The sequence below is a fragment of the Ruminococcus sp. RTP21198st1_G1_RTP21198_201120 genome (assembly GCF_040924265.1).
GTDB classification, from domain to species: domain Bacteria; phylum Bacillota; class Clostridia; order Oscillospirales; family Ruminococcaceae; genus Hominimerdicola; species Hominimerdicola aceti.
Genome location: NZ_JBCOMH010000010.1, coordinates 1 through 19626, shown reverse-complemented (window position 1 = coordinate 19626; position 19626 = coordinate 1). Strand labels below are relative to the sequence as shown.

The 19626-nt window shown below is 44.5% G+C and carries 17 protein-coding genes and 1 tRNA gene; 10 read left to right on the top strand and 8 right to left on the bottom strand.

Going from position 1 to position 19626, the window contains the following annotated elements; translation table 11 throughout:
- Positions 1-464 precede the first annotated feature (464 nt).
- The 4 genes from AB5627_RS07805 to AB5627_RS07790 all read right to left on the bottom strand — a co-directional run bounded on the left by AB5627_RS07805 (position 465) and on the right by AB5627_RS07790 (position 5657).
- On the bottom strand, positions 465-1370 hold the full coding sequence (locus AB5627_RS07805) for a DUF368 domain-containing protein (protein WP_325213458.1): 906 nt from the start codon (positions 1368-1370) through the stop codon (positions 465-467).
- A gap of 15 nt (positions 1371-1385) precedes the next feature.
- On the bottom strand, positions 1386-2279 hold the full coding sequence (locus tag AB5627_RS07800) for a hypothetical protein (RefSeq protein ID WP_288177805.1): 894 nt from the start codon (positions 2277-2279) through the stop codon (positions 1386-1388).
- 94 nt (positions 2280-2373) lie between these two features.
- Complete coding sequence (locus AB5627_RS07795; protein ID WP_022287539.1) at positions 2374-3474, bottom strand: peptidoglycan bridge formation glycyltransferase FemA/FemB family protein; 1101 nt, start codon at positions 3472-3474, stop codon at positions 2374-2376.
- A 650-nt stretch (positions 3475-4124) separates the two neighbouring features.
- Positions 4125-5657: a 4Fe-4S dicluster domain-containing protein gene (locus AB5627_RS07790; protein WP_368369791.1), complete on the bottom strand. Its 1533-nt coding sequence runs from the start codon at positions 5655-5657 to the stop codon at positions 4125-4127.
- Between the two features lie 424 nt (positions 5658-6081).
- Here AB5627_RS07790 and AB5627_RS07785 point away from each other — a divergent pair, with 424 nt between their 5' ends.
- The 9 genes from AB5627_RS07785 to AB5627_RS07745 all read left to right on the top strand — a co-directional run bounded on the left by AB5627_RS07785 (position 6082) and on the right by AB5627_RS07745 (position 13148).
- On the top strand, positions 6082-6546 hold the full coding sequence (locus AB5627_RS07785) for a terminase small subunit (protein ID WP_022287537.1): 465 nt from the start codon (positions 6082-6084) through the stop codon (positions 6544-6546).
- Positions 6543-7787, top strand: coding sequence for a PBSX family phage terminase large subunit (locus AB5627_RS07780; protein ID WP_022287536.1), 1245 nt, complete (start codon positions 6543-6545; stop codon positions 7785-7787). Before AB5627_RS07785 ends, AB5627_RS07780 begins: the two co-directional genes overlap by 4 nt.
- Before the next feature lie 33 nt (positions 7788-7820).
- Positions 7821-8987: a phage portal protein gene (locus tag AB5627_RS07775; RefSeq protein ID WP_022287535.1), complete on the top strand. Its 1167-nt coding sequence runs from the start codon at positions 7821-7823 to the stop codon at positions 8985-8987.
- Positions 8984-9820 (top strand): hypothetical protein, encoded by an 837-nt coding sequence (locus AB5627_RS07770; RefSeq protein WP_368369772.1) that lies wholly within the window; start codon positions 8984-8986, stop codon positions 9818-9820. The genes AB5627_RS07775 and AB5627_RS07770 overlap by 4 nt, the downstream gene beginning before the upstream one ends.
- Positions 9821-10050: 230 nt before the next feature.
- Positions 10051-11025, top strand: a complete 975-nt coding sequence (locus AB5627_RS07765; RefSeq protein ID WP_368369771.1) for a hypothetical protein — start codon at positions 10051-10053, stop codon at positions 11023-11025.
- 59 nt (positions 11026-11084) lie between these two features.
- Positions 11085-11465, top strand: coding sequence for a hypothetical protein (locus tag AB5627_RS07760; RefSeq protein ID WP_287209850.1), 381 nt, complete (start codon positions 11085-11087; stop codon positions 11463-11465).
- 15 nt (positions 11466-11480) lie between these two features.
- On the top strand, positions 11481-11903 hold the full coding sequence (locus AB5627_RS07755; RefSeq protein WP_256322516.1) for a hypothetical protein: 423 nt from the start codon (positions 11481-11483) through the stop codon (positions 11901-11903).
- Entirely contained in the window at positions 11896-12240 is a 345-nt protein-coding gene (locus AB5627_RS07750; RefSeq protein ID WP_041337428.1) for a hypothetical protein, read from the top strand. Before AB5627_RS07755 ends, AB5627_RS07750 begins: the two co-directional genes overlap by 8 nt.
- The gene (locus AB5627_RS07745; RefSeq protein ID WP_368369770.1) at positions 12240-13148 is read left to right on the top strand and encodes a hypothetical protein; all 909 of its coding nucleotides are present in this window, start codon (positions 12240-12242) and stop codon (positions 13146-13148) included. Before AB5627_RS07750 ends, AB5627_RS07745 begins: the two co-directional genes overlap by 1 nt.
- Positions 13149-13221: 73 nt before the next feature.
- Here AB5627_RS07745 and AB5627_RS07740 read toward each other — a convergent pair whose 3' ends face one another.
- The 4 genes from AB5627_RS07740 to AB5627_RS07725 form a co-directional block, all read right to left on the bottom strand.
- Positions 13222-14103 carry a carbohydrate ABC transporter permease gene (locus AB5627_RS07740; protein ID WP_022287528.1) on the bottom strand — a complete coding sequence of 294 codons (882 nt, stop codon included), beginning with the start codon at positions 14101-14103 and terminating at the stop codon, positions 13222-13224.
- Between the two features lie 6 nt (positions 14104-14109).
- Positions 14110-15039 carry a carbohydrate ABC transporter permease gene (locus tag AB5627_RS07735; RefSeq protein ID WP_041337430.1) on the bottom strand — a complete coding sequence of 310 codons (930 nt, stop codon included), beginning with the start codon at positions 15037-15039 and terminating at the stop codon, positions 14110-14112.
- Between the two features lie 94 nt (positions 15040-15133).
- A complete protein-coding gene (locus tag AB5627_RS07730) occupies positions 15134-16648 on the bottom strand; it encodes a carbohydrate ABC transporter substrate-binding protein (protein WP_287209856.1) in 1515 nt (504 codons plus the stop codon).
- A gap of 78 nt (positions 16649-16726) precedes the next feature.
- On the bottom strand, positions 16727-17737 hold the full coding sequence (locus tag AB5627_RS07725; protein WP_022287525.1) for a LacI family DNA-binding transcriptional regulator: 1011 nt from the start codon (positions 17735-17737) through the stop codon (positions 16727-16729).
- A gap of 946 nt (positions 17738-18683) precedes the next feature.
- On the opposite strand from AB5627_RS07725, the gene AB5627_RS07720 reads away from it, so the two are divergent.
- Positions 18684-18759: transfer RNA gene (locus AB5627_RS07720), tRNA-Thr, on the top strand.
- Positions 18760-19626 lie beyond the last annotated feature (867 nt).

Below are 19626 nucleotides of genomic sequence, written 5' to 3'. Positions count from 1 at the left end.
GGGAATAGCACGCCCCTGCTCCTGATAATTATACCACAAGCCGACAATTTTTGCAAGAAAAAATGCCAAACACCCATGAAATTTAAACACTTTCTACATAGGGCAGGCGTATGATTTGTAGAAATCATAGACGCTGATATGCTATTTCTGCAATAGCTGTCATATTATGTTTGGAATATAATACAGGATATTGCATTTGCCTAATTTTATTATATGGTATAGTTGCATAATTGTCAAGGCGTTCAATTGTATAAAATGCTGATTTTGGAAGAATGAACAGCAAAAGGGGACAGTAGGGGCGGTAGTTTTTATATAATCACAAGAATATGAATTTGCTAGGTGGGCATATAGGCCATACGATATGTGTTCAGAAAAAGTGTACTTACGTTATTTGCAGCAAAAGGCTCAATTTCTATGATTCAGAAATTGAGCCTTTTTTATATTCGTTCGTTTTGATATAATATCTATTCTTCTTCTATCTTTTCTTCTGCCTTTGCAAGCTGTTTCTTGTCATACACGCTCTTTGCTACCTGAATACCGAACACGATCGCCGCACCGATGATAAAAAATACGATGCTGAATGTGCTGAAGGACATAGGGTCTTTAGGCTCTTTAAGCGTTGTAGGACCTATAACTATGGCGTACAGTGAGCCTATCATCATGCCGATAACGCAGTAGATAGTCTGGCTTCTGAACTTTTCAAGAGCCTTTTTGATAAGCCTGAGGGTAATGAACACCCCAAGGATAATGCCGATACCCAAAGAGCAGAGAAGTCCGAAATACTCGAAATTCAGATGAAGAAACTCTTTTATTCCTGTGATAACAGGCATATAAAGACCGAATGTGAGAAGTATGGTGGAGCCTGAAATGCCGGGAAGCACCATTGCAGATATTGCGCACATTCCTGCAAGAACAACGAATATCACTGTGCCTATATTCATGTGAGAAACGTCAGCACCGCTGCCGGAGGGATTTATAAGGGAAATGCCCACAACGATAGCAATGCCGATAACAGCCCATACGATGTTGTAATATTTGCCCTTAATGCTCTCTTTTTCTTCCATTATCATGACCGGTATCGCCAGAATGATAAAGCCCAGAAACAGCGAGCTTACCTTGTAGATTCCGCTTTCAAACACGTTGGCAAGAACGCTTACTGCAAGAAGCATACCGATCACCCAGCCCACACCAAGCTTTATAAGAAAGAAAAATGCTTTTTTACGCTTTGCATTGTCACGTCCCATTATGTCGTTAAGGGAATTTATGAAGCTGTCATAAAAGCCCAGCAGGAACGCTATAGTTCCGCCTGAAACTCCCGGAACGCTGTCCGCAAGAGCCATGCAAAAGCCTCTGAGTGCGTTTATTATCATACTTGTTTCTATGCCTTAAAAGGCATATCCTCCTTCCGTGGTGTTGTCTGCTTTTGTATCAGCAGACTTTTCTTTTGTTCTGATGTAAGCTTTTTCTACCTGTGTCATCAGATTTCCAAGCTGTGCTTCCTGCTTATCGTCACTAACGAGCGCCGCACTTTTTTCAGCCGAAGCCTTTGCCGATCTCACATCACCCTGAGCGAGAAAACACTCGCCCTTGTAAAGCTCACAGTTGCACCGAAGCGTCTTGTCAGCGTCACGGCTTTTCTCTGCGCTGTCAAAAAACTTCACCGCTGCTTCAAAGCGTTCGTTGAAATATTCTAGCAGACCAATGGTGAAAAGCATTTGCCCATTGCGTTTATCGAGAAGACCTCGCTTGAAGTAATGCTCTGCCGAAACAAATATCTCGTTTGCCTGAGAAATATCACCTGACATGAGTCTGCCGTAAAGAAGCAGTTCAAAATACTTGTTCTGATCTGAGGGGGTAAGCTTATCAAAAGCTATACGGTCAAGTGTGAGAAAACAGTTTTCAAAGCGTTTTTCTGAAATGTAAACAGCGGCAAGCTTCAAAAGTCCATGACCCTTATCTTTGTTCTGTCTGAGAAGATATTTTTCAAGAAGCTCAAAATATTCGTCACAGCCGCCCTTTTTAGCGTAGAGCCTTTCGAGCTTTTTTATTTTGAAGACCCATATGAAAAGCCCTGCAAGCTCGACGATGCACAGGAATATAAGACAAAGAGGAAGCGCTCTCATAAAAACGTTTATGCAAAACTGCGCTCCATAGCGGCAGCCCTTTGAAAGCCATGCAATGCACATCACAGCATAACTCAGCACCAGGCTCAATGCGGCAATGAGCCACAAGGTCCTTATAACGCCTTTATGCACCTTGCTCACCTCTTTGTAAATCATATCACATATAAGTAAAAATCAAATGTTGTCTGTGTAAAGAATGGGTAAAAATGTATAAACTGTTCAAAAATTTTTAAATTTAATCTATTGCCGTCTACTGCATATCCTTATTTCTGTTTTTGAGAAGCTTCTGTCTTTTGCGTTCGTGTCTATCCATAACTATCTTTTCACAGAAGTCTACGACTTTCTTCATGAAAGGCTTGAAAATGTAGAAAAATTCGCCCTCATAGGTAACGACCTCGCCGTTAAAGCCCTTTTTGAACTTGTATACGCCGTAGTTAGGGTTTGTTTCATCGTTGTAGAATGGTATGCCCTGAAAATCATAGATATAGTTTTTGCCCTCCAAAGCCCAGTTTATCATCGTCCACTGCATGAGATAGTTAGGGTAGAGGTTTCTGTGGTGGTTTGCGGAAGCACCGTAAACATAGCAGGTCTTGCCTGCATACTGTGTTGTTACTGCACCTGACAACGGTATCTGCTTGCCGTCCTCGTCAACATAGCACATGAAAAGTCGGCAGTGTTCAGGACCAAGACCATTGAGCATTTTTACAAAATACTCCTTTGAACGGATAGAGAAGCCATCTCTGATACCTGTTGCCTGCATGAGAGGGTAGAAATCGTCAAGAGCCTCAGTGCCGCAAGCCTTGCAGTAAACGCCCTTTCTAGGGGCTTTTCTGATACGGTTTCTCCAGTCAGGTTTGAAAGTCGCCATGACCTCGTCAGGGGTCTTGCCCTCGATATTTCTGAGCATATAGTTATTACGAGCCTGAATAGTGGTCAGCTCAGCCGCCTTGTGTATGTGCTTGAAGCCCATGTCCTCGATAAGCTTTGTACACTTGTCGTCGCCCTCCTCGAAACAAGGGTCCCACATAAACTGGTAGCATTTGTATTTCTTTGCAAGCACCTTTACGCCCTCGAAAAGGTCGGTCATGATCTCTTTATCAGACCAGTCGCAAACAGGGCCATGAGGGGCATACATAAAAGTAACACCGAAAATAGGCACTTTTTTGATTATGATAAGGCAAGTTCCACGGATATTGCCGTCAGCGTCACGGGAGATAACAGCGTCCCAGCCCCAGTTGTCCTTTACCTTCGGCCATTTGAGGGATTGCATGAAATTGCCGTATTTGCTGGTGCTTGCGAACTGTTCATATTCTGCAAGGAGTTTTTCATCGGACTTATTGATTATTTCCATTTTATAAAGATCCTCTCTGTAAGAATTTTTCTGTTATTATGCACTATTTCATTTATTATACTACATATTACGGGAAAAATCAAGGGGGGAGGGGAGTTTAAGTGAGGAGTGAGGAGTGAGGAATGAGGAATTGGCATAGCAATCCAAAGAAAATTACAAGCATGAAGTAAAATAAAGTACCGAGCGAAACGATTTTGCGGTGACAGAAACCTGCCCGAATATTTGTAGGGGCGAACAGCGTTCGCCCATGCTCAGAAATTGCTGTAAATTCAGCATTGTAGGGGACGGCGCTCTCGACGTCCCGTTTAGGGGAACGGCAAGGTTTGAATTTATCACAATGTTGTGTAGACGTGCCGTGTGGAGAATATTGCGTCGCCACCCTGAAGATGTGATTGGATAGTTTTCAGTTCTATCCAACAATGATATAATCGTGGGCTTGTTTCTTCGACGGGCGAACACTGTTCGCCCCTACTGCCGTTTGTGGGGGTATCAGGGGGTGTGTGATAATTGCAATGTGTAGTATTCTATACGAATTCAAAAAGCGGTGAAAAAGTGTTTTATACCACAATGTATGGCGTAAAATGCCCGTCACGGCGAGTGACAGTACAAAAAAACGGACAGCATAACGCTGCCCGTTTCAATTCTATCTCTTATTTGTCATCATGCGACTCGGTGATAAGATCAAGATTGATCTCGTATTTGGAGTCGAGAGAGTTCTGTAAAGGTGCGTCCTTTACATATTTGTTTACAAGCGCTGTGCTCTTTTCTACCGCCTGAAGCGTTCCTGCACCTGCTACACAGCCGCCCGGACAAGCCATGCCCTCGAGAAGATAGTCGTCATATTTGCCCGCTTTCGCAAGTGTGAGAAGCTTGCGGCAGTCTTTAAGTCCCTGCGCTGATACTACCTTGACCTCACGCTCTGGGTCAAGCTTGTGGATAACGTCTGCTACTGCCTTTGCTACGCCGCCGCTTACTGCAAAGCCACGTCCGTCACCTGTACCCTCGCAAAGATCTACCTTTTCTTCATCTGTAATGTCTTCAAATGTTACACCCTTGGCATTGAACATTCCCATGAGTTCCTCAAAGGTAAGCACAAAGTCTACGTCGCTGCGGATAGTACGTCTTGAAGCTTCAAGCTTCTTTGCCGCACATGGTCCGATAAATGCGATACAAGCGTCAGGATCGTCCTTTTTGAGCATTCTTGCTGTAAGTACCATTGGGGTCAAAGCCATTGAAATGTATGGGGCAAGGGTAGGGAAAAGCTTCTTCGCCATTACTGACCATGCAGGACAGCATGATGTCGCCATGAATGGCTGATGTTCAGGAACTTCTCTCATGAAGTCCTTTGCTTCCTCGATGGAACAAAGGTCTGCACCTATTGCTACCTCGACCACGTCTGCAAAGCCAAGCTTATTCATTGCCGCTGTGAGCTTCTCAGGGCTTGCTTTTGGTCCGAACTGACCTACAAATGCAGGTGCTACGATAGCGATGACCTTCTTCTTTTTCTTCATTGCTGTTATAAGCTGGAATATCTGTCCCTTGTCTACGATAGCGCCGAATGGACAGTTTACAAGACACATTCCGCAGGATACGCACTTGTCATAATCTATTTTTGCCTTGCCCTCTTCGTCTGAGCCGATAGCGTCCATGCCGCAGGCTCTTGCGCATGGTCTTTCCATTTTGTTTATTGCATTGTATGGACAGACGCTCTGACATCTGCCGCACTTTATACACTTAGACTGATCTATTACTGACTTGCCATGCTTGATGGTTATGGCACCCTTTGGACAGACTTCCTGACATGGGTGCGCAAGACAGCCCTGACAGCAGTCGGTAACATGATAATGAGTTTCAGGACAGCCGTTGCAGGCAAACTTGATTATGTTTACAAGCGGTGGATCGTAATACTTTTCTGCGATCGCACTTTCTTCAATGCCGTCAGCCACAGACTTATGCTCCTCGATCGGTCTTAGGGGCAGACCGATAGCAAGACGGAGCCTTTCTTCAACGATAGCTCTTTCAAGGAAGATAGACTCACGGTAAACAGCCTTGCTTCCCGGTACTATCTTATAAGGAAGCTCTGCGATTTTTTCGGCATAATCGCCCTCTTCATAGGCAAGTCTTGCCACCTCTGTAAAGACTTTTCGTCTGATATCTGTTACTGAGGAATAGATACCTCTCATTTTCATATTTTTACCTCCTGCGTTGTTCTTCAAATTTGTGTCATACACTTACTATTGTACTATTTTTTCGGCTTTTGTCAAGTAATATATACTTTTTTTCATAAGGTATATTGAAAGTTTCGCATGACTTACATATTTGTCTGAAATAAGGTGCAGTAAGGGTACGAAACGTCCTAAAAAATAAAAGTATTTCTTTTTTACCAATAGTTTTTCTGTTCATGAAAGTATGTGGCTTTTGCACAGTTTTGGGCAGGACGATTTATGCAAACAAATGATAAATGATTTAATTTGACAACATTTCTGCAATTGTTGCATTTTTTATGCAACAAAAGGGGCGTTTTTCGGGATAAGTGAGAGATGTTTTTTGAGAGCCGTTAAGATACGGTGGTACATCTTTCGCAGAAATTAAAAAAGGAGGAACGATATGGCAGGCGAACAGAAAAGATTTGCGAGATTTTTCTTCTATCTGAGAAATCTTCGTGAAGCGGCTTTGCACACCGGTGCAAGGGCGGAGGAGGCTGAGGACAGGGGGCTTGAGCTTCTGCACTCGGCAGAAACGGAGGCGGAGCTTAAAAAGCTGGAGGAGGCTGACAGCGACACCCTTTCTTATGTGAAGCGAGGGCTTAACAGGATAGCTTTCGGGGCGGTGAATGACGCTGTAAAGCTTGTTTTTGACGCTGAGAACATGACGGCAAGGGACATCATGGGCATGGATCTTTTCAATGTGAGTGAGATAAAGATCAGCGGAAAGAACGTTTTGGAGATCAAGTTTTTTGACAGGCAGAAAGCCTTGGAAAAGCTTGGGGAGCTTGCGCCTCAGCTTGACGGCGGCGGTGAGTCGAAGCGACTTATCGAGAGCATTTACGGCAGGGACGGTGATAGCTTGTGAAAATAACAAGGCTGTCGGAAAATCAGAGGTTTGTTTTCAGATGGTGGACGGCACGGGAGCTTAGTGATTACGACGGGATAATCTGTGACGGTGCGGTCAGATCGGGCAAGACCTTTTGTTTGTCGGCGTCTTTTATGACATGGGCGATGACTAATTTTGACGAGTGCATTTTTGGGCTATGCTCAAAAACTATCGTGTCGCTGAAAAGGAATATCCTGCCTGCGCTCAGGGAGTATATGAAAGCCATGGGCATGACGGCTGTGGAGGTCACGTCAAAGAACTATATGGACGTGAGCTTCTGCGGCAGGAAAAACAGGTTTTACTACTTTGGCGGCAGGGACGAAGGCTCGCCCTCTCTTATCCAGGGCGTGACCCTTGCGGGGGTGCTTCTTGACGAGGCGGCTCTTATGCCCAGAAGCTTTATAGAGCAGGCTGTGGCAAGGTGTTCGGTGGCGGGGAGCAAGCTGTGGTTCAACTGCAATCCTGACAATCCTTACCACTGGTTCAAGAAAGAGTGGATAGACAAGGCGGAGGAAAAACGACTTATCTACAGACATTTTGTGCTGGAGGACAATCCGACCCTTGACCGGGCGGTGATAGAACGCTATCACAGGATATATACGGGGACGTTTTATGAGCGTTTTGTGCTTGGCAAATGGACGGCGGCAGAGGGGCTTGTTTACCCTATGTTCGACGAGGAGAAAAACGTCTTTGAGGGGGATATACAGTGCGAGCGGTATGTAATAAGCTGTGATTACGGCACTGTAAATCCTTCAAGCTTCGGGCTTTGGGGCGAGAGTGGCGGAGTATGGTACAGACTCAGGGAGTATTACTATGATTCTCGCCGTGAAGGTATGCAGAAAACTGACGAGGAGCATTACAAGGGGCTTGAAGAGCTTGCCGACGGGCTTTGCATCGAAAAGGTCATTTGCGACCCCTCGGCGGCTTCGTTCATACAGTGCATACGCAGGCATGGAAAATTCACTGTTCAGCCTGCAAAGAACGACGTTGTTTCGGGTGTCAGGCTTGTGTCGGACTGCATAAAGGACGGCAGGATAAGGATAAACCGCAGGTGTCGTGATACGCTTCGTGAGATAAATCTTTACCGCTGGGACGATAAGGCAGGAAAGGACGCACCTGTGAAAGAGAACGATCACGCCATGGACGATATGAGATACTTTGCAGCAGAATGTCTGGGACGTGAAAAGGACGACTTTTTTGTACTGACAGTTGAGCATTAGTACAAAAAAACGTACATAAAGAAAGGAGAGAAAATGAGTATTTTCAGAAAGAAGGTCCGTGAATTTGTGCCGAACACGGCAGGCTCTGACAGAGAGTCGGGGTTTCATTACAGGCTTGCGCCTGAGGGGGTTTTTCAGCAGGAGCTTTATGACGCACTCAGGGCGAACGTTCCTGTTATCGACGCTTGTTTCGGCAAGATAATAAGGCTCACAGGGGGCTTTAAGGTTACGGCTTGCGACGAGAGGGCGCAGGTGGAGCTTGACAGGTTTTGCAGAGAGGTTTCCGTGGGGGTGTCGGGAAAGTCCATTTACACTTTTGCGGATATGTATCTGGATTCACTGCTTACATATGGCAAGGCGATAGGCAGGATATATGCAGATCACAGGACAGGCAAGGTCAAGGGGATATATGTTGGCGACCCGACTTTGTACAGAGTGCGTGAGGGCAGGAACGCTTTTGAAAAACGTATTTTTTACATGGGAAGCGGTGAGGAGATACCGGTAAGAAGTCCTGAAAAACTGCTTTACACGGCGCTCAATCCTAGTCCTAAGCACCCTGACGGAGTGTCTATACTCCGTGGATTGCCTGCGCTGAGCGAGATACTTATGCGAATTTACGAGTGCATGGGGCAGAACTTCGACAGGGTAGGAAATGTACGATATGCGGTGACTTATCACCCTGAGGGGGAGAGCGACAGGGCGAGAGCCAAGGAGCGTGCAGAGCAGATAGCTCAGGAATGGAGCAGAGGCATGAGGGCTTCACGAAACGGCTCGGTGCAGGATTTTGTAGCTGTGGGCGATGTGGACATAAAGGTCATAGGCGCTGACAATCAGATGATAGACACGGAGATACCTGTCAGACAGCTTATGGAACAGCTTGTAGCGAAGCTTTCAATACCACCGTTTTTGCTTGGGCTGAACTGGTCAACCACTGAGCGAATGTCTGCACAGCAATCGGATATCCTCACAAGCGAGCTTGAATATTACCGCAGACTGCTTGAACCTATACTCAGAGAGATATGCGAGGCGTTTTTAAGGCTTAACGGATATGCTTGTGGGGTGGAGATAGAGTGGGACAACATAAATCTTCAGGACGAGGAAGCGTTGGCGAAGTCAAGGCTTTACAATGCGCAGGCTAAGGCGGCGGAGCTTGAAAACGAAAGGGTAGAGAACGAGAGAAAAAAGGAGGAAATGCAATGAGCGAAACAGTATCAGGCGAGGAGCTTGAAAAGATAAACGGCTATGCGAGAGAGCCGCTCACGGAGGACAAGGTCTTTGTTTTCAGGGTGGCGCTTTGTGACAATGACATTGACAGAGATGGTGAAAAGTTTTCATCAGGCGCTTTGGAGAAGCTTGCGGAGCTTTTTAAGGGCAGAACGGGTATTTTCGACCATGACCCTAAAAGCTCAAAGCAGACTGCCAGAATATTCGACACTTGGGTGGAAACTCTGCCTGAGAAAACTACGACAGACGGAGAGGTCTACCGCAGGCTTATGGCAAAGGCTTACATGGTGCGAACTGCTTCTAACGGCGACCTTATAAGCGAGATCCAGGGCGGAATAAAGAAAGAGGTATCCGTTAGCTGCACCATGAAAAAGAAGCTTTGCTCTGTATGCGGAGCGGATATGTACAAGGGCGGCTGTGACCATGAAAAGGGCGGTGAATACGGCGGTAAGCTGTGTTATCACATTCTTGACGAGCCGCTTGACGCTTACGAGTGGTCGTTCGTGGCAGTGCCTGCACAGGTGAATGCAGGGGTAACGAAGCGTTTTGCCTTAAGGGAGAAACAGGAAAGCACCGACAAGAGCTATGAGCTTGCCCTTGCGAGGGAAGCTTTTGAAAAGGACGTTTTAAGGCTCAGCTATTTCTGCAAGCCTTTTATGAGTGCAAAGCGTGTGAAAGAACTTGCGGAGCTTATGACAGTTACGGAGCTTATTGACTTCCGTGGCAGGCTTGAAAAGCAGGCGGCTGAGAATGAGGAGGTCTACAAAGCCGAAAGGGAGAGCTTTATCACGGGTGATTACAAGATGTAATGGACAGATGTGAAAGGGGGCGATGACGATGTGGAGATATTGGGCTTAAATGCCTAATGGGACTATATTGCTCACCTGCAAACAGACGAAAATGCGTAAACATTCGTAGGGGCGAACAGTGTTCGCCCGTTATCTGAAAAGGTTTTATGCAGGCTGAGTTTACAATGCGATACACAAAAAACAAGTACAAAAAATCGGACAACTTTAATTATCGAAAAGGAGAAAATAATATGTACAACAATATCAAACTTGAAAAGGGACTTTATTCTATCACAGGCAAGACATTCACACAGGCGCTGGCTGAGCTTGATCCTGACGCAAACTATGAGAACACCGAGCTTAAAGGTCTTGACGCTTTTGAAAGACAGCTCAAGCGTTTTGACATCAAGGTAAAGGGTGCAAATTCTGACAGGGTGGAGAAATTTTTCATTTCCACTGAGTCGGCAGTGCTTTTCCCTGAGTACATAAGACGCACTGTCAAGCAGGGCATGGACGAGGCTTCTATCATGGGCAAGGTAGCGGCGGCTGTTTCATACACTGACGGAGTGGATTTCAGAGGTCTGAACGTTACAAAGTCAGGTTCAACTGACGTTGTGGCAGAGGGTGGAAATGTGCCTATGACAACTGTCAGACTTAGCACCTCCAGTAAGACTCTTACAAAGTTTGCAAGACGTCTTAACTGTTCTTTTGAGTCTGTAAGGAAGCAGAAGCTTGAGGCTTTCGGCGTGGTGCTGAGAAACCTTGGAGCGACCATAAGCAGAGATGTGAACAGTCTTGCCATGACTGAGATAACAAGAGGTATTACAGCTCAGACACTTATTGGCAGTGAGCTTACTTACGCTGATCTGGCGGCTTTTTGGGCTTCCATGGGCGAGTTTAACATGACGACCATGATCTGTACTCCTGATGTTATGGCTAAGATCCTTGCTATGGACGAGATGAAATACTGCATTGGCGACTATATGGCAGGCGGCACAGTTCAGACGCCATACGGTGTAACGCTTGTAAAATGCCCTCAGCTCACAGGCGGTATTGCGGTGGGCATCGACCAGAGCAGTGCGGTTGAAATGGTGCTTGGAGGAGATGTTATCGTGGACTACGATAAGCTTCTTACTAATCAGTGCAACGAGATCGTTTGCTCAGTGCTTGCAGGTTTCTCTGTACTTACGAGTGGTGCTGTAAAGACGCTGAAAACTACAAAGTAAGCTGAGAGGATAATGAAAAAAAGGGACGGTGGGCGGGTTTTTTTGAAAGGAGCAGGAAAATGGCAATAAGCAAAGACAATGTAAAGAGCAATTTCATGGAGCTAAGCGGACTTGACAGCACGTCGGCTGAGGTGTATGCAGGGCTTATAACGGTGTGTGCTGACGAAATGGAAAAGGCTGTTGACCAGGAGCGAATGGTCGCTGAGGGCGGGACGGCTATATGCGAATTTGCGGCGGCAGCGGAGGTCTTTTACAGATTTATTTGTCTGAAAGCCGCTGAATACAAGGTCATGTTTACGGCACAGGGCAAGGCGGTGGAGGCTTTTGACGAGGAGAACAGGATAAAGGCGGCAAGAGAGCTTCGTGACAGCGCAGTTTCAAGGGCGGAAAGATTTTTCTCAAAGGACGGCTTTGTATTCAATGCCGTTATCCCATATTAGGAAGGAGGACGAGCCATGACAGTCTGGACAGAAATGGCGGCAGAGATAAAAAAGATACTTGACGGAGCAGGCTTTACTGCAATGGGTGAATACACTTCAGCTGACAGTCTATTGCACAGTGGAGAAGCAATTGGCTTCTATGGACTTAAAGGCTATGATGTGGTCGATGAAGTCATTGGGCAGGGCGGCAAAAAGCTTTACACTGAGTATATATGTCATATCGACCTGCGGCTCATGGGCAAGGCAGGAAAATACGATGACATGGAGGAGCTTCAGGGAAAGTGTGAAAGCGTTATGGCGGAGCTTGCAAAAAGCGAGGTTCTGAATGTAAAGAGCGCAAAGCTTGGAGGCGCAGTTCAAACTTTGCCCCTTCACAGGCTCGAAAGGCAGGCAGAGCTTAGTATCGGCATTTGCAGTGAGGAGGATATAAGTGAGTAAAAAGGGAAAGATAAAGCTTGACATAGGCACACGGTCATTTTACATGGACGGAGTTAAGCGAAGCGGAGGTTACATTCAGGAGGAAACAAAGGCTGTGAATGGTATTTTGCGAAATATCTCAGGCAAGGCGGCGGAGATATTTCAGTTCAGCGGCAGGATCGCTCCGTCGGACAAGGCTTACGCTTGGGCGGCACTAAGCGAGAACGGAGGAAAGGCGATCAATTTCACGGCAGACGGGGTCTTATACAGCGGATACATACTTTCAGAGATAGAAATGGATTTTCAGCCTGACAGGATGATCGGAAGCCTTATGATAAAGCTTAGGGGGGCGGAATAATGGCGAAGATATACATTAGGTTCGAAATTATTGGCAGCGGTAATTTGGACTATAGAAACATTGTTTCAGCAAGGCTTGTGAAAGACCGCTATACGCCATACAGTGAACTTAGAGCGTCTGTCGTTCTGAATAACAGCATAAATCTTAACAATATCAGGCGTGTGGCACTTTATATAGGCAGCAGGCGTATGCACTACGGTCCTGCGGATTACATCAGAACAAGGGTGAGAGGCGGAAAAACTGTTCTTGAACTTATAAGCCGTGGGATAACACTTATGCTGGGGCAGAACGAGCCTGAACCTGGGGTATGGTCTAAGGTGAGTTTGACGGATATTATGAAGAGCTACAGCCCCTCAAGTGAGATAACATACGAGAGTGGAACTGACACTGTGAACTATGTGAACATCAAAGAGAAGTCTACACTGTGGGAGGCTATCGGCGTATACGCGGTCAAGGCTTACGGCAGGCGTGCATATATCAGAGGGGACAGGCAGGTCAATGTGTCGCTGAGTATCCTTTCGGTGAATATCGGTACCCAGCGTATTATTGAATACGGCAAACAGCTTGATACGAGATCGTTGCTGTCGAAGATATATATGAAAAACGTGGACGGGGAGTATGGATATAGCTTTTCAAGCGGTAAAACTATACCACATGGTATCACGAGGGAGAAGTATTATGGTCTTGATAAGCAGTGGCTCAATAATGTAGTTGTCGGGCTTAAAGATAGGATAGAGTTTGCAGAGAGGGAGTATTTGGTGGAGCATATCACATATGAGGGGTATTGCGGCGAGGATATCACGGATAAAATAATTTGTAATGGATATGGCGTAAATGGAAAAAGAGTGAGCAGAATGGAGATAACGGTCAATAGCAAAGGTATGCAAACGAAGCTTTTATGTGAATAGGCAAGAGAAGTAAGGAATGAATAGAAAAAAAAAACAGCGTACAGAAAAACTGTACGCTGTTTGAAGCTTCGTATTAACCCTTTACGCTTCCCAGAGCAACACCACGAATGATGAACTTTGAAAGACAAAGGTAAACAATTACTACAGGGAGGATAGCAAGTACGATGTACAAGCTGAACATTCCCACGTCCTTCTCCTGTGGTCCTGCATAACGCATTGCGTTGAGTACCAGAGGGATTGTGTACTTACTCTTTGATGTAAGAATAAGTCTTGGCATAAAGTAGTTGTTCCAGTTTGTTACGAATGTAAAGATGATCTGAACTGCGAATGCAGGCTTGAGGATTGGAGTAACGATCTTGTTGAAGGTCTTGAACTCTCCGCAGCCGTCGATACGGGCGGCTTCTACGATCTCAAGCGGAAGTGCAGACGCCATATACTGCTTCATGAAGTAGTATGTAGCTGGTGCTGCGACAGCAGGAATGATCAGCGGAATATAAGTATCTGTCCAGCCAAGTTTGTTCATGAACTGGTAGAAACCGATAGCTGAAGCCTGTGTTGGAACCATCATTACGATGAGAATGAACATATCTGCGAACTTTCTCAGCTTGAACTGGTAAACGTGTGTTGCATATGCTGTCAGTGCTGAGAAGTATACGCTGAGCAATGAAGCACAAGCTGATATGAACAGTGAGTTAGCCAGTGAACGCCATACGCTTCCGTATGCTACGGCTGTTGAACCGCTGAAAAGGTTCTTGAAGTTTGTTGCGAGGAAGTGGTCAGGATACCATCTGATACCTGCCTGTGATCTGCCTCGTGTTGCGTTGATTATCAAAAGATAGAATGGGAAAAGTGAAACAACGACCAAAAGAACAAGGACAACATAAGCTATTATCCTATGTATGATAAGACCAGTACTATTTGTCTTTTCACCAACTATTTCAGTACTTCTTGGCATTTCAGCTTACCCCCTTTTCTTCTTTTTCTTCTTTCCGTCATGGTCAGCAGACGCAAACATAAGCGCAAGTCCGATAATAGCGGAAACGATAAAGATTATTACGCAGAGTGCAGACGCCTTACCGATGTCGCCCTGCTTATTTGCCTGGATTATCATTACGACGGTCTTAAGTTTTCCGTTAGGGCTACCCATATCCTTTGTGAGGAGGGCAGGTACGTCGTACATCTGAAGTCCACCGATGAGTGATGTTACAAGAACATATGACATGATAGGCTTGATGAGCGGAATTGTGATCTTCCAGAATGTCTGGCTGGAAGTTGCACCGTCGATCTGTGCTGACTCATAGAGTGATGTATCAACACCCATGATAGCAGCCATAAGAAGAATTGTTGTATTACCATACCAAAGTATGAAGTTGATGAGTCCAACTACACCTCTTGATCCCCAAACGCTTTCAAGGAGCGGTACCTTGATAAGATCATAGATAGCGCCGCCTCTGCTGAACAAGCTGTAGAACAGAAATGCAAAAGCAGATGCCATGATTACGTTTGGAAGATAGATAACAGCCTTGAAGAATCCCTGAGCCTTTATCTTAAGACGAAGGTCAGTGAACCATACTGCAAGGATAAGAGAGATAACGATCTGTGGGATAAATCCTACGATCCACATGATGATAGTGTTCCAGAAAGACTGGAGAAGGTCACTTCCTGATGTGAATATAGTTGAATAGTTATCGAAACCGCAGAATGTTGGTGTTACTTCGACAGCCTGTCTTGTCCAACCACCGCCGATAGAGCCCTGATCCTTAACATAGTCCGTAAAGCTGTAATAGAAAGTCTGGAACAGAGGATATAGTGAGAAGATGATGTAAACTACAAAGAATGGGATAAGGAAAATATATCCCCACTTGGCATAGCTTATGCTTTTTCTCTTCATATAAGTATACCTATTCCTTTCGTGAGATTAATAAATAATAGGGGGGGATATCCTCCACCCCCTATATTTAATTAGATACTGTTTTTTTATACGATTAGAAATCGCAAGTAAGGTTACCATAGAGGTCTGTGATGTTCTTCTTGAAGTTCTCAAGAGCAGCCTCATATGAATCAACTGTGCCAAGGAAGTAGTCCTTCATAGCACCCTGGAATTTCTCGTTGCAGCCCTGGTCATAAGCAGAAAGCTTGTTCTCGAGGGAGATCTTATCAGCAGCTTCTGTAAGAAGTGCAAGGTGATCCTGTCCGCCGAGGAATGCGTTTGTATAACCGCCGTCGATAAGCTCCTTGATAGCAGCCTTGTTGTTTGTGTAGTCCTGCTCGCCCTCAGTGATAGCCTTAGCTACGTCCTTGTTGCAAGTCATAACCTTCATGATATCAGCAACGATATCCTGGTTATCGGAGTCGATAGCGCCGCAGATCCATGTACCGCCCCAGTAGTAAGCCTGTGGGCCTGAGCAAGCCTTCCAGAGACCATAACCGCCGTTGCCTTCCTTAGCGTTTGAACCATCAGCCTTGATCTCTTCGTCAACTGTGTTTGGAAGAAGTGTGAAAGGAATGCCCCATGTTGAGAAGAAGTAGCCGAATACGCCACCGTCGATCTTCTGGCCAGCAGCCCAAGCATCGTCCCAAAGGGAAGTCTTGTTGTTGTAGCCCTTGTCTGTGTATTCCTTAGTCTGGTCAGCCCAAGCCTTGATCTGTGGGTCAATTGTGATCTTGTTGTCTGTTACCCATGGGCTAGACATATTGTTTGAGAAGCATCTGTATGTATCATCGAAACCAGATACCATCTTGTAGCCCTTGTCAGCCATCTTCTGAGCTGTTGCTGTGAATGTATCCCAATCCTTAACAGCTTCCTGAACCTTCTCTGGATCGCTTGTGCCGAGAACGTCCTCAGCGATCTTTGTGTTGTAGAGGAACAGACCTGGAGTTGCCTGCCATGATACACCCTTCAGCTCGCCTGTCTTTGTATCTGTTGCAACGTCCTTTGTGTACTGATACATCTGTGACATATCGTCGTCTGTGATGCCGAGGTCCTGAATAGAAAGTGCAACGTCGCCGTTAGCATACTTCAGAGCGTAGTCAGCTTCCATAAGGAACATATCTACCTTCTCTGTGCTGTCCTGCTGACCCTTAAGAGCCTCGTCCAGCTTTGTCTGGTAAGCGTTACCTTCGTTTTCAACCTGTACCCAGTTCAGCTTAACGCCGTTGATTGTTGCGATCTCCTTAGAACCATCAGCAAGCTCGTTGTATGTAAGCTCGTTTGATGTGCCCTGTGGATAGTACTTATCAAGTCTTGACTTGAACTCTGTGTTCCAGCAGTAAATTGTAAGAGTCTTCTTTGAATCCTCTGATGAGTCTACACCGTGGAGTTCAGCTGTGTTTACTCTGTCTGCGTCCTTGTTGATACCTGTGCCGTCGCCAGCCTTTGATGTGCTGCCGCCATTCTTGTCAGATGTTGAAGATGAATCTGTGCTGCCGCAAGCTGTGAACATTGAAGCTGCCAGACAGAGGCTCAATGAACCTGCAAGTACTTTCTTAAGATTTGCCATAATAATTTTCCTCCTTAAAATCGCATTAGTTTATTTGATTTGCTCCGCAGCATTTCTGCGGAAAATTAATGCCTTGAATTAATTGATGTCGCTTACCGAACCGCCTTCCAGCAGCTTTCCGTCGACTGTTATCACCTCTTTAAAGGTGGTCTGTGGGTTTTCTATCAGTGATACCAGCTGTTTTGCGGCTGTTACACCGATAAGGTCTGTGTCCTGAAGATAAGTCGTAAGCTTTGGAGAGAGAAGCTGTGAATAAGCTATTCCGTCGTAGCCCACTATCGAGATATCCTCCGGTACTGAAAGACCCATTTCCTTGACTGCATTGAAAGCTCCCATTGCTGAATAATCATCGGGCATGAAAACGCAGGTCGGTTTGTTCTCTCTGCTAAGAAGTTCTTTTGTCAGCTTATAAGTCAGATCAGGGTTGTGATAATCACCGTTAAGTATCCAATCGGGATCAACTGAAATTCCTCTTGTCATACAAGCTTTATAGAAGCCTGCCAGACGTCTTTCGGCTACTGCCGATCTGTTGCCCTGGATAAAAGCGATCTTCCTATGCCCCATCTTCGTCACATAGTTGATAAGCTCTTCCATACCTTTTTCATTATTGGACATGATCGCTGTTCTGCAATCGAAGATGTGGTCGATCGTGACCACTGGTATATCTCCGTTTATCACCTCGTACACGTCCTGCGACGTAAAATCCGTACAGGCAATGATAACACCGTCAACATTGCGGTATTTGCAATGTTCGTATGTAGACATTTTCTGCTTGCCCACATCTCTATTTATAAAGGTTATATCATATCCTGCTGCTTCAGCCGTAGTCTTAAAGCTGTCAAGCACCTTTGCGAAAAACTCATGGGTAAGACCGCTTCCTGCTTCGTCGAGATACATGACCCCGAGATTATAGGTCCTGTTGGTCTTTAAAGCTCTTGCCTGAGAATTTGGGAAGTAGCCCATTTCTTTGGCGGCTTTCATAAGTCTTTCTCTTGTTGCCTCGCTTACGTCCTTATGGCCGTTGAGGGCTTTGCTTACGGTTGCGACGGATACTCCGCAACGAACGGAAATGTCTTTTAAGGAAACCAATGATATTTCCGCCTTTCCGTAGATTTTAAACGTTTACGCTTGATGTTTTCCGTGAAAACTTATTTCAAACGTTTCCGTTAATAAAAATATACAATATTCTCGGCATAATTTCAAGTCTTTTTTCACATTTTTATGCCCTCTGTAATAAATTATGGAGGTTTAGCCAATTTTTCAACTTTACTTTTGTGCATTTTAACAATGCCATTTGGATAATTGTAATCGATTTGTTACAAAGAAACTGACAGGCTAATCAAAAAGCTGCGAAAATGCACTGCGTTTTCTGAGGGGTATATGAAACCAGGCTGTGTGGTATGTGAAAAATGTATATAAACATTTCTTTTGTGTACAATTATGTTATGTGAAATTACAAAAACCATTAAAGAACTTTATTCATTAAACGTTTTCGAATAATAATTGTTGAAAAGTGTGTTGTGACATATGATATAGTTAAAATATTGTCTTGATATGAAAATATGATAGTCATTTGATCGGAAAAGTTGGAATATTCGGTGTTTGCGAAGATATTTTGAAACGTTTAAGCATATTTCAGCGTTTTTTTATTGTGCAAAATAACGATGTAGAAAGAAAACGTATTTATTTCATACATTATACTCACAAGCTACATATGATATGACTATTTGATAGGGATTTTGCAAAGCTTTGAAAAAAATCTTGAATTGATGTTGACAAATGTGTGGTTTTGGTGTATAATACTTAGGTCTGATGTGCTGATATGGCTCAGTTGGTAGAGCAGCTCATTTGCTGAGCAAGCGACCGCTGCCAGAGGCAGATGAAGGGAGCTTGCGAAGGGAAGAAATAAGGAGAATTGCGACAGCGACAGCCGAGCAAGGCGACTATATTTCTGACCGTATATGAGCAGGTCGTGGGTTGTTGATAAAGCGACACGGCGGCGGATCAAATAAGCTAACAGAAAAATTTAATATATGCTGGAATAGCTCAGTTGGTAGAGCAGCTCATTCGTAATGAGCAGGTCGCGTGTTCAAGTCACGTTTCCAGCTCCATAGAACCCTTCTAGACATTAGGAGGGTTTTGTCATATTATGCATAAACTTTTTTAGTTTCTCAAAGGCCCAGGCTAAAAGCAAAGTAAGCGTAAAATAAATCCACGACTTCCAAACAATTGAATTTTGGCGTATAATAAAGTCCAAGCAACTCTATAGAGTGTGTAGGATCAAATTAGACACAGGAGGAAAAGAACATGTCGGAAGCTCCGTGAGAAATGTGTAGCATCAGCGCAAGGCAAAGCGTACACATGATGAATGGATGAGTAACCTGCCCACTGAAAAACACTTGACCAGGTTGTTCTCAAAACCGAATGACACAATTTTTTGCCATGGAAAAACTAATACGCTCTTAACCTCGCTGTGTTTTTCGGCGAGGTCTTTTTCTGCTGTAAATAAACGCGGGTTATTTTACGCTTACGGTTTGAGTCCGACTATCAGCTTTTGGACTTCGGGATTTTGATTCCGAAGTCTTTTTTTGAAAATAAAACAATAATTCTCTGTAATAATTAGAAAATATATAAAACTGATTATGCAAAACATTAAATTAAATGTGTCGCTTATTGTCGTAAATAATCGAATAATGTAGAACATTTGTTTAAAAATTACAATATTCTTAATTTAATTAACTTAAAATTAGTGTAAGTTCTGAAATTTAGAATTTAAATATATTTTTTATAAATATTGTTGATTTTTGGTTGTTAATATTATACAATTATTAACAAGAGGTTTGTTTTAACTTAACAAGTTTCATTAATAAAATAACGGACGTAAAAGAAATGTTTAAAACAAAAACAAAGTCACGGCTCAAGCGAACGCTATCCGGAGTACTGGCTTTAGCTATGACAGCGAGTGTGGCAGCTGTCAT

Excerpts from the sequence above, each read along its gene's own strand:
- AB5627_RS07805 (WP_325213458.1), bottom strand. The coding sequence starts at position 1,370 with ATGATAATAAACGCACTCAGAGGCTTTTGCATGGCTCTTGCGGACAGC.
- AB5627_RS07800 (WP_288177805.1), bottom strand. The coding sequence starts at position 2,279 with ATGATTTACAAAGAGGTGAGCAAGGTGCATAAAGGCGTTATAAGGACC.
- AB5627_RS07795 (WP_022287539.1), bottom strand. The coding sequence starts at position 3,474 with ATGGAAATAATCAATAAGTCCGATGAAAAACTCCTTGCAGAATATGAA.
- AB5627_RS07790 (WP_368369791.1), bottom strand. The coding sequence starts at position 5,657 with ATGAGAGGTATCTATTCCTCAGTAACAGATATCAGACGAAAAGTCTTT.
- AB5627_RS07785 (WP_022287537.1), top strand. The coding sequence starts at position 6,082 with ATGGCAGGCGAACAGAAAAGATTTGCGAGATTTTTCTTCTATCTGAGA.
- AB5627_RS07775 (WP_022287535.1), top strand. The coding sequence starts at position 7,821 with ATGAGTATTTTCAGAAAGAAGGTCCGTGAATTTGTGCCGAACACGGCA.
- AB5627_RS07770 (WP_368369772.1), top strand. The coding sequence starts at position 8,984 with ATGAGCGAAACAGTATCAGGCGAGGAGCTTGAAAAGATAAACGGCTAT.
- AB5627_RS07765 (WP_368369771.1), top strand. The coding sequence starts at position 10,051 with ATGTACAACAATATCAAACTTGAAAAGGGACTTTATTCTATCACAGGC.
- AB5627_RS07760 (WP_287209850.1), top strand. The coding sequence starts at position 11,085 with ATGGCAATAAGCAAAGACAATGTAAAGAGCAATTTCATGGAGCTAAGC.
- AB5627_RS07755 (WP_256322516.1), top strand. The coding sequence starts at position 11,481 with ATGACAGTCTGGACAGAAATGGCGGCAGAGATAAAAAAGATACTTGAC.
- AB5627_RS07745 (WP_368369770.1), top strand. The coding sequence starts at position 12,240 with ATGGCGAAGATATACATTAGGTTCGAAATTATTGGCAGCGGTAATTTG.
- AB5627_RS07740 (WP_022287528.1), bottom strand. The coding sequence starts at position 14,103 with ATGCCAAGAAGTACTGAAATAGTTGGTGAAAAGACAAATAGTACTGGT.
- AB5627_RS07735 (WP_041337430.1), bottom strand. The coding sequence starts at position 15,039 with ATGAAGAGAAAAAGCATAAGCTATGCCAAGTGGGGATATATTTTCCTT.
- AB5627_RS07730 (WP_287209856.1), bottom strand. The coding sequence starts at position 16,648 with ATGGCAAATCTTAAGAAAGTACTTGCAGGTTCATTGAGCCTCTGTCTG.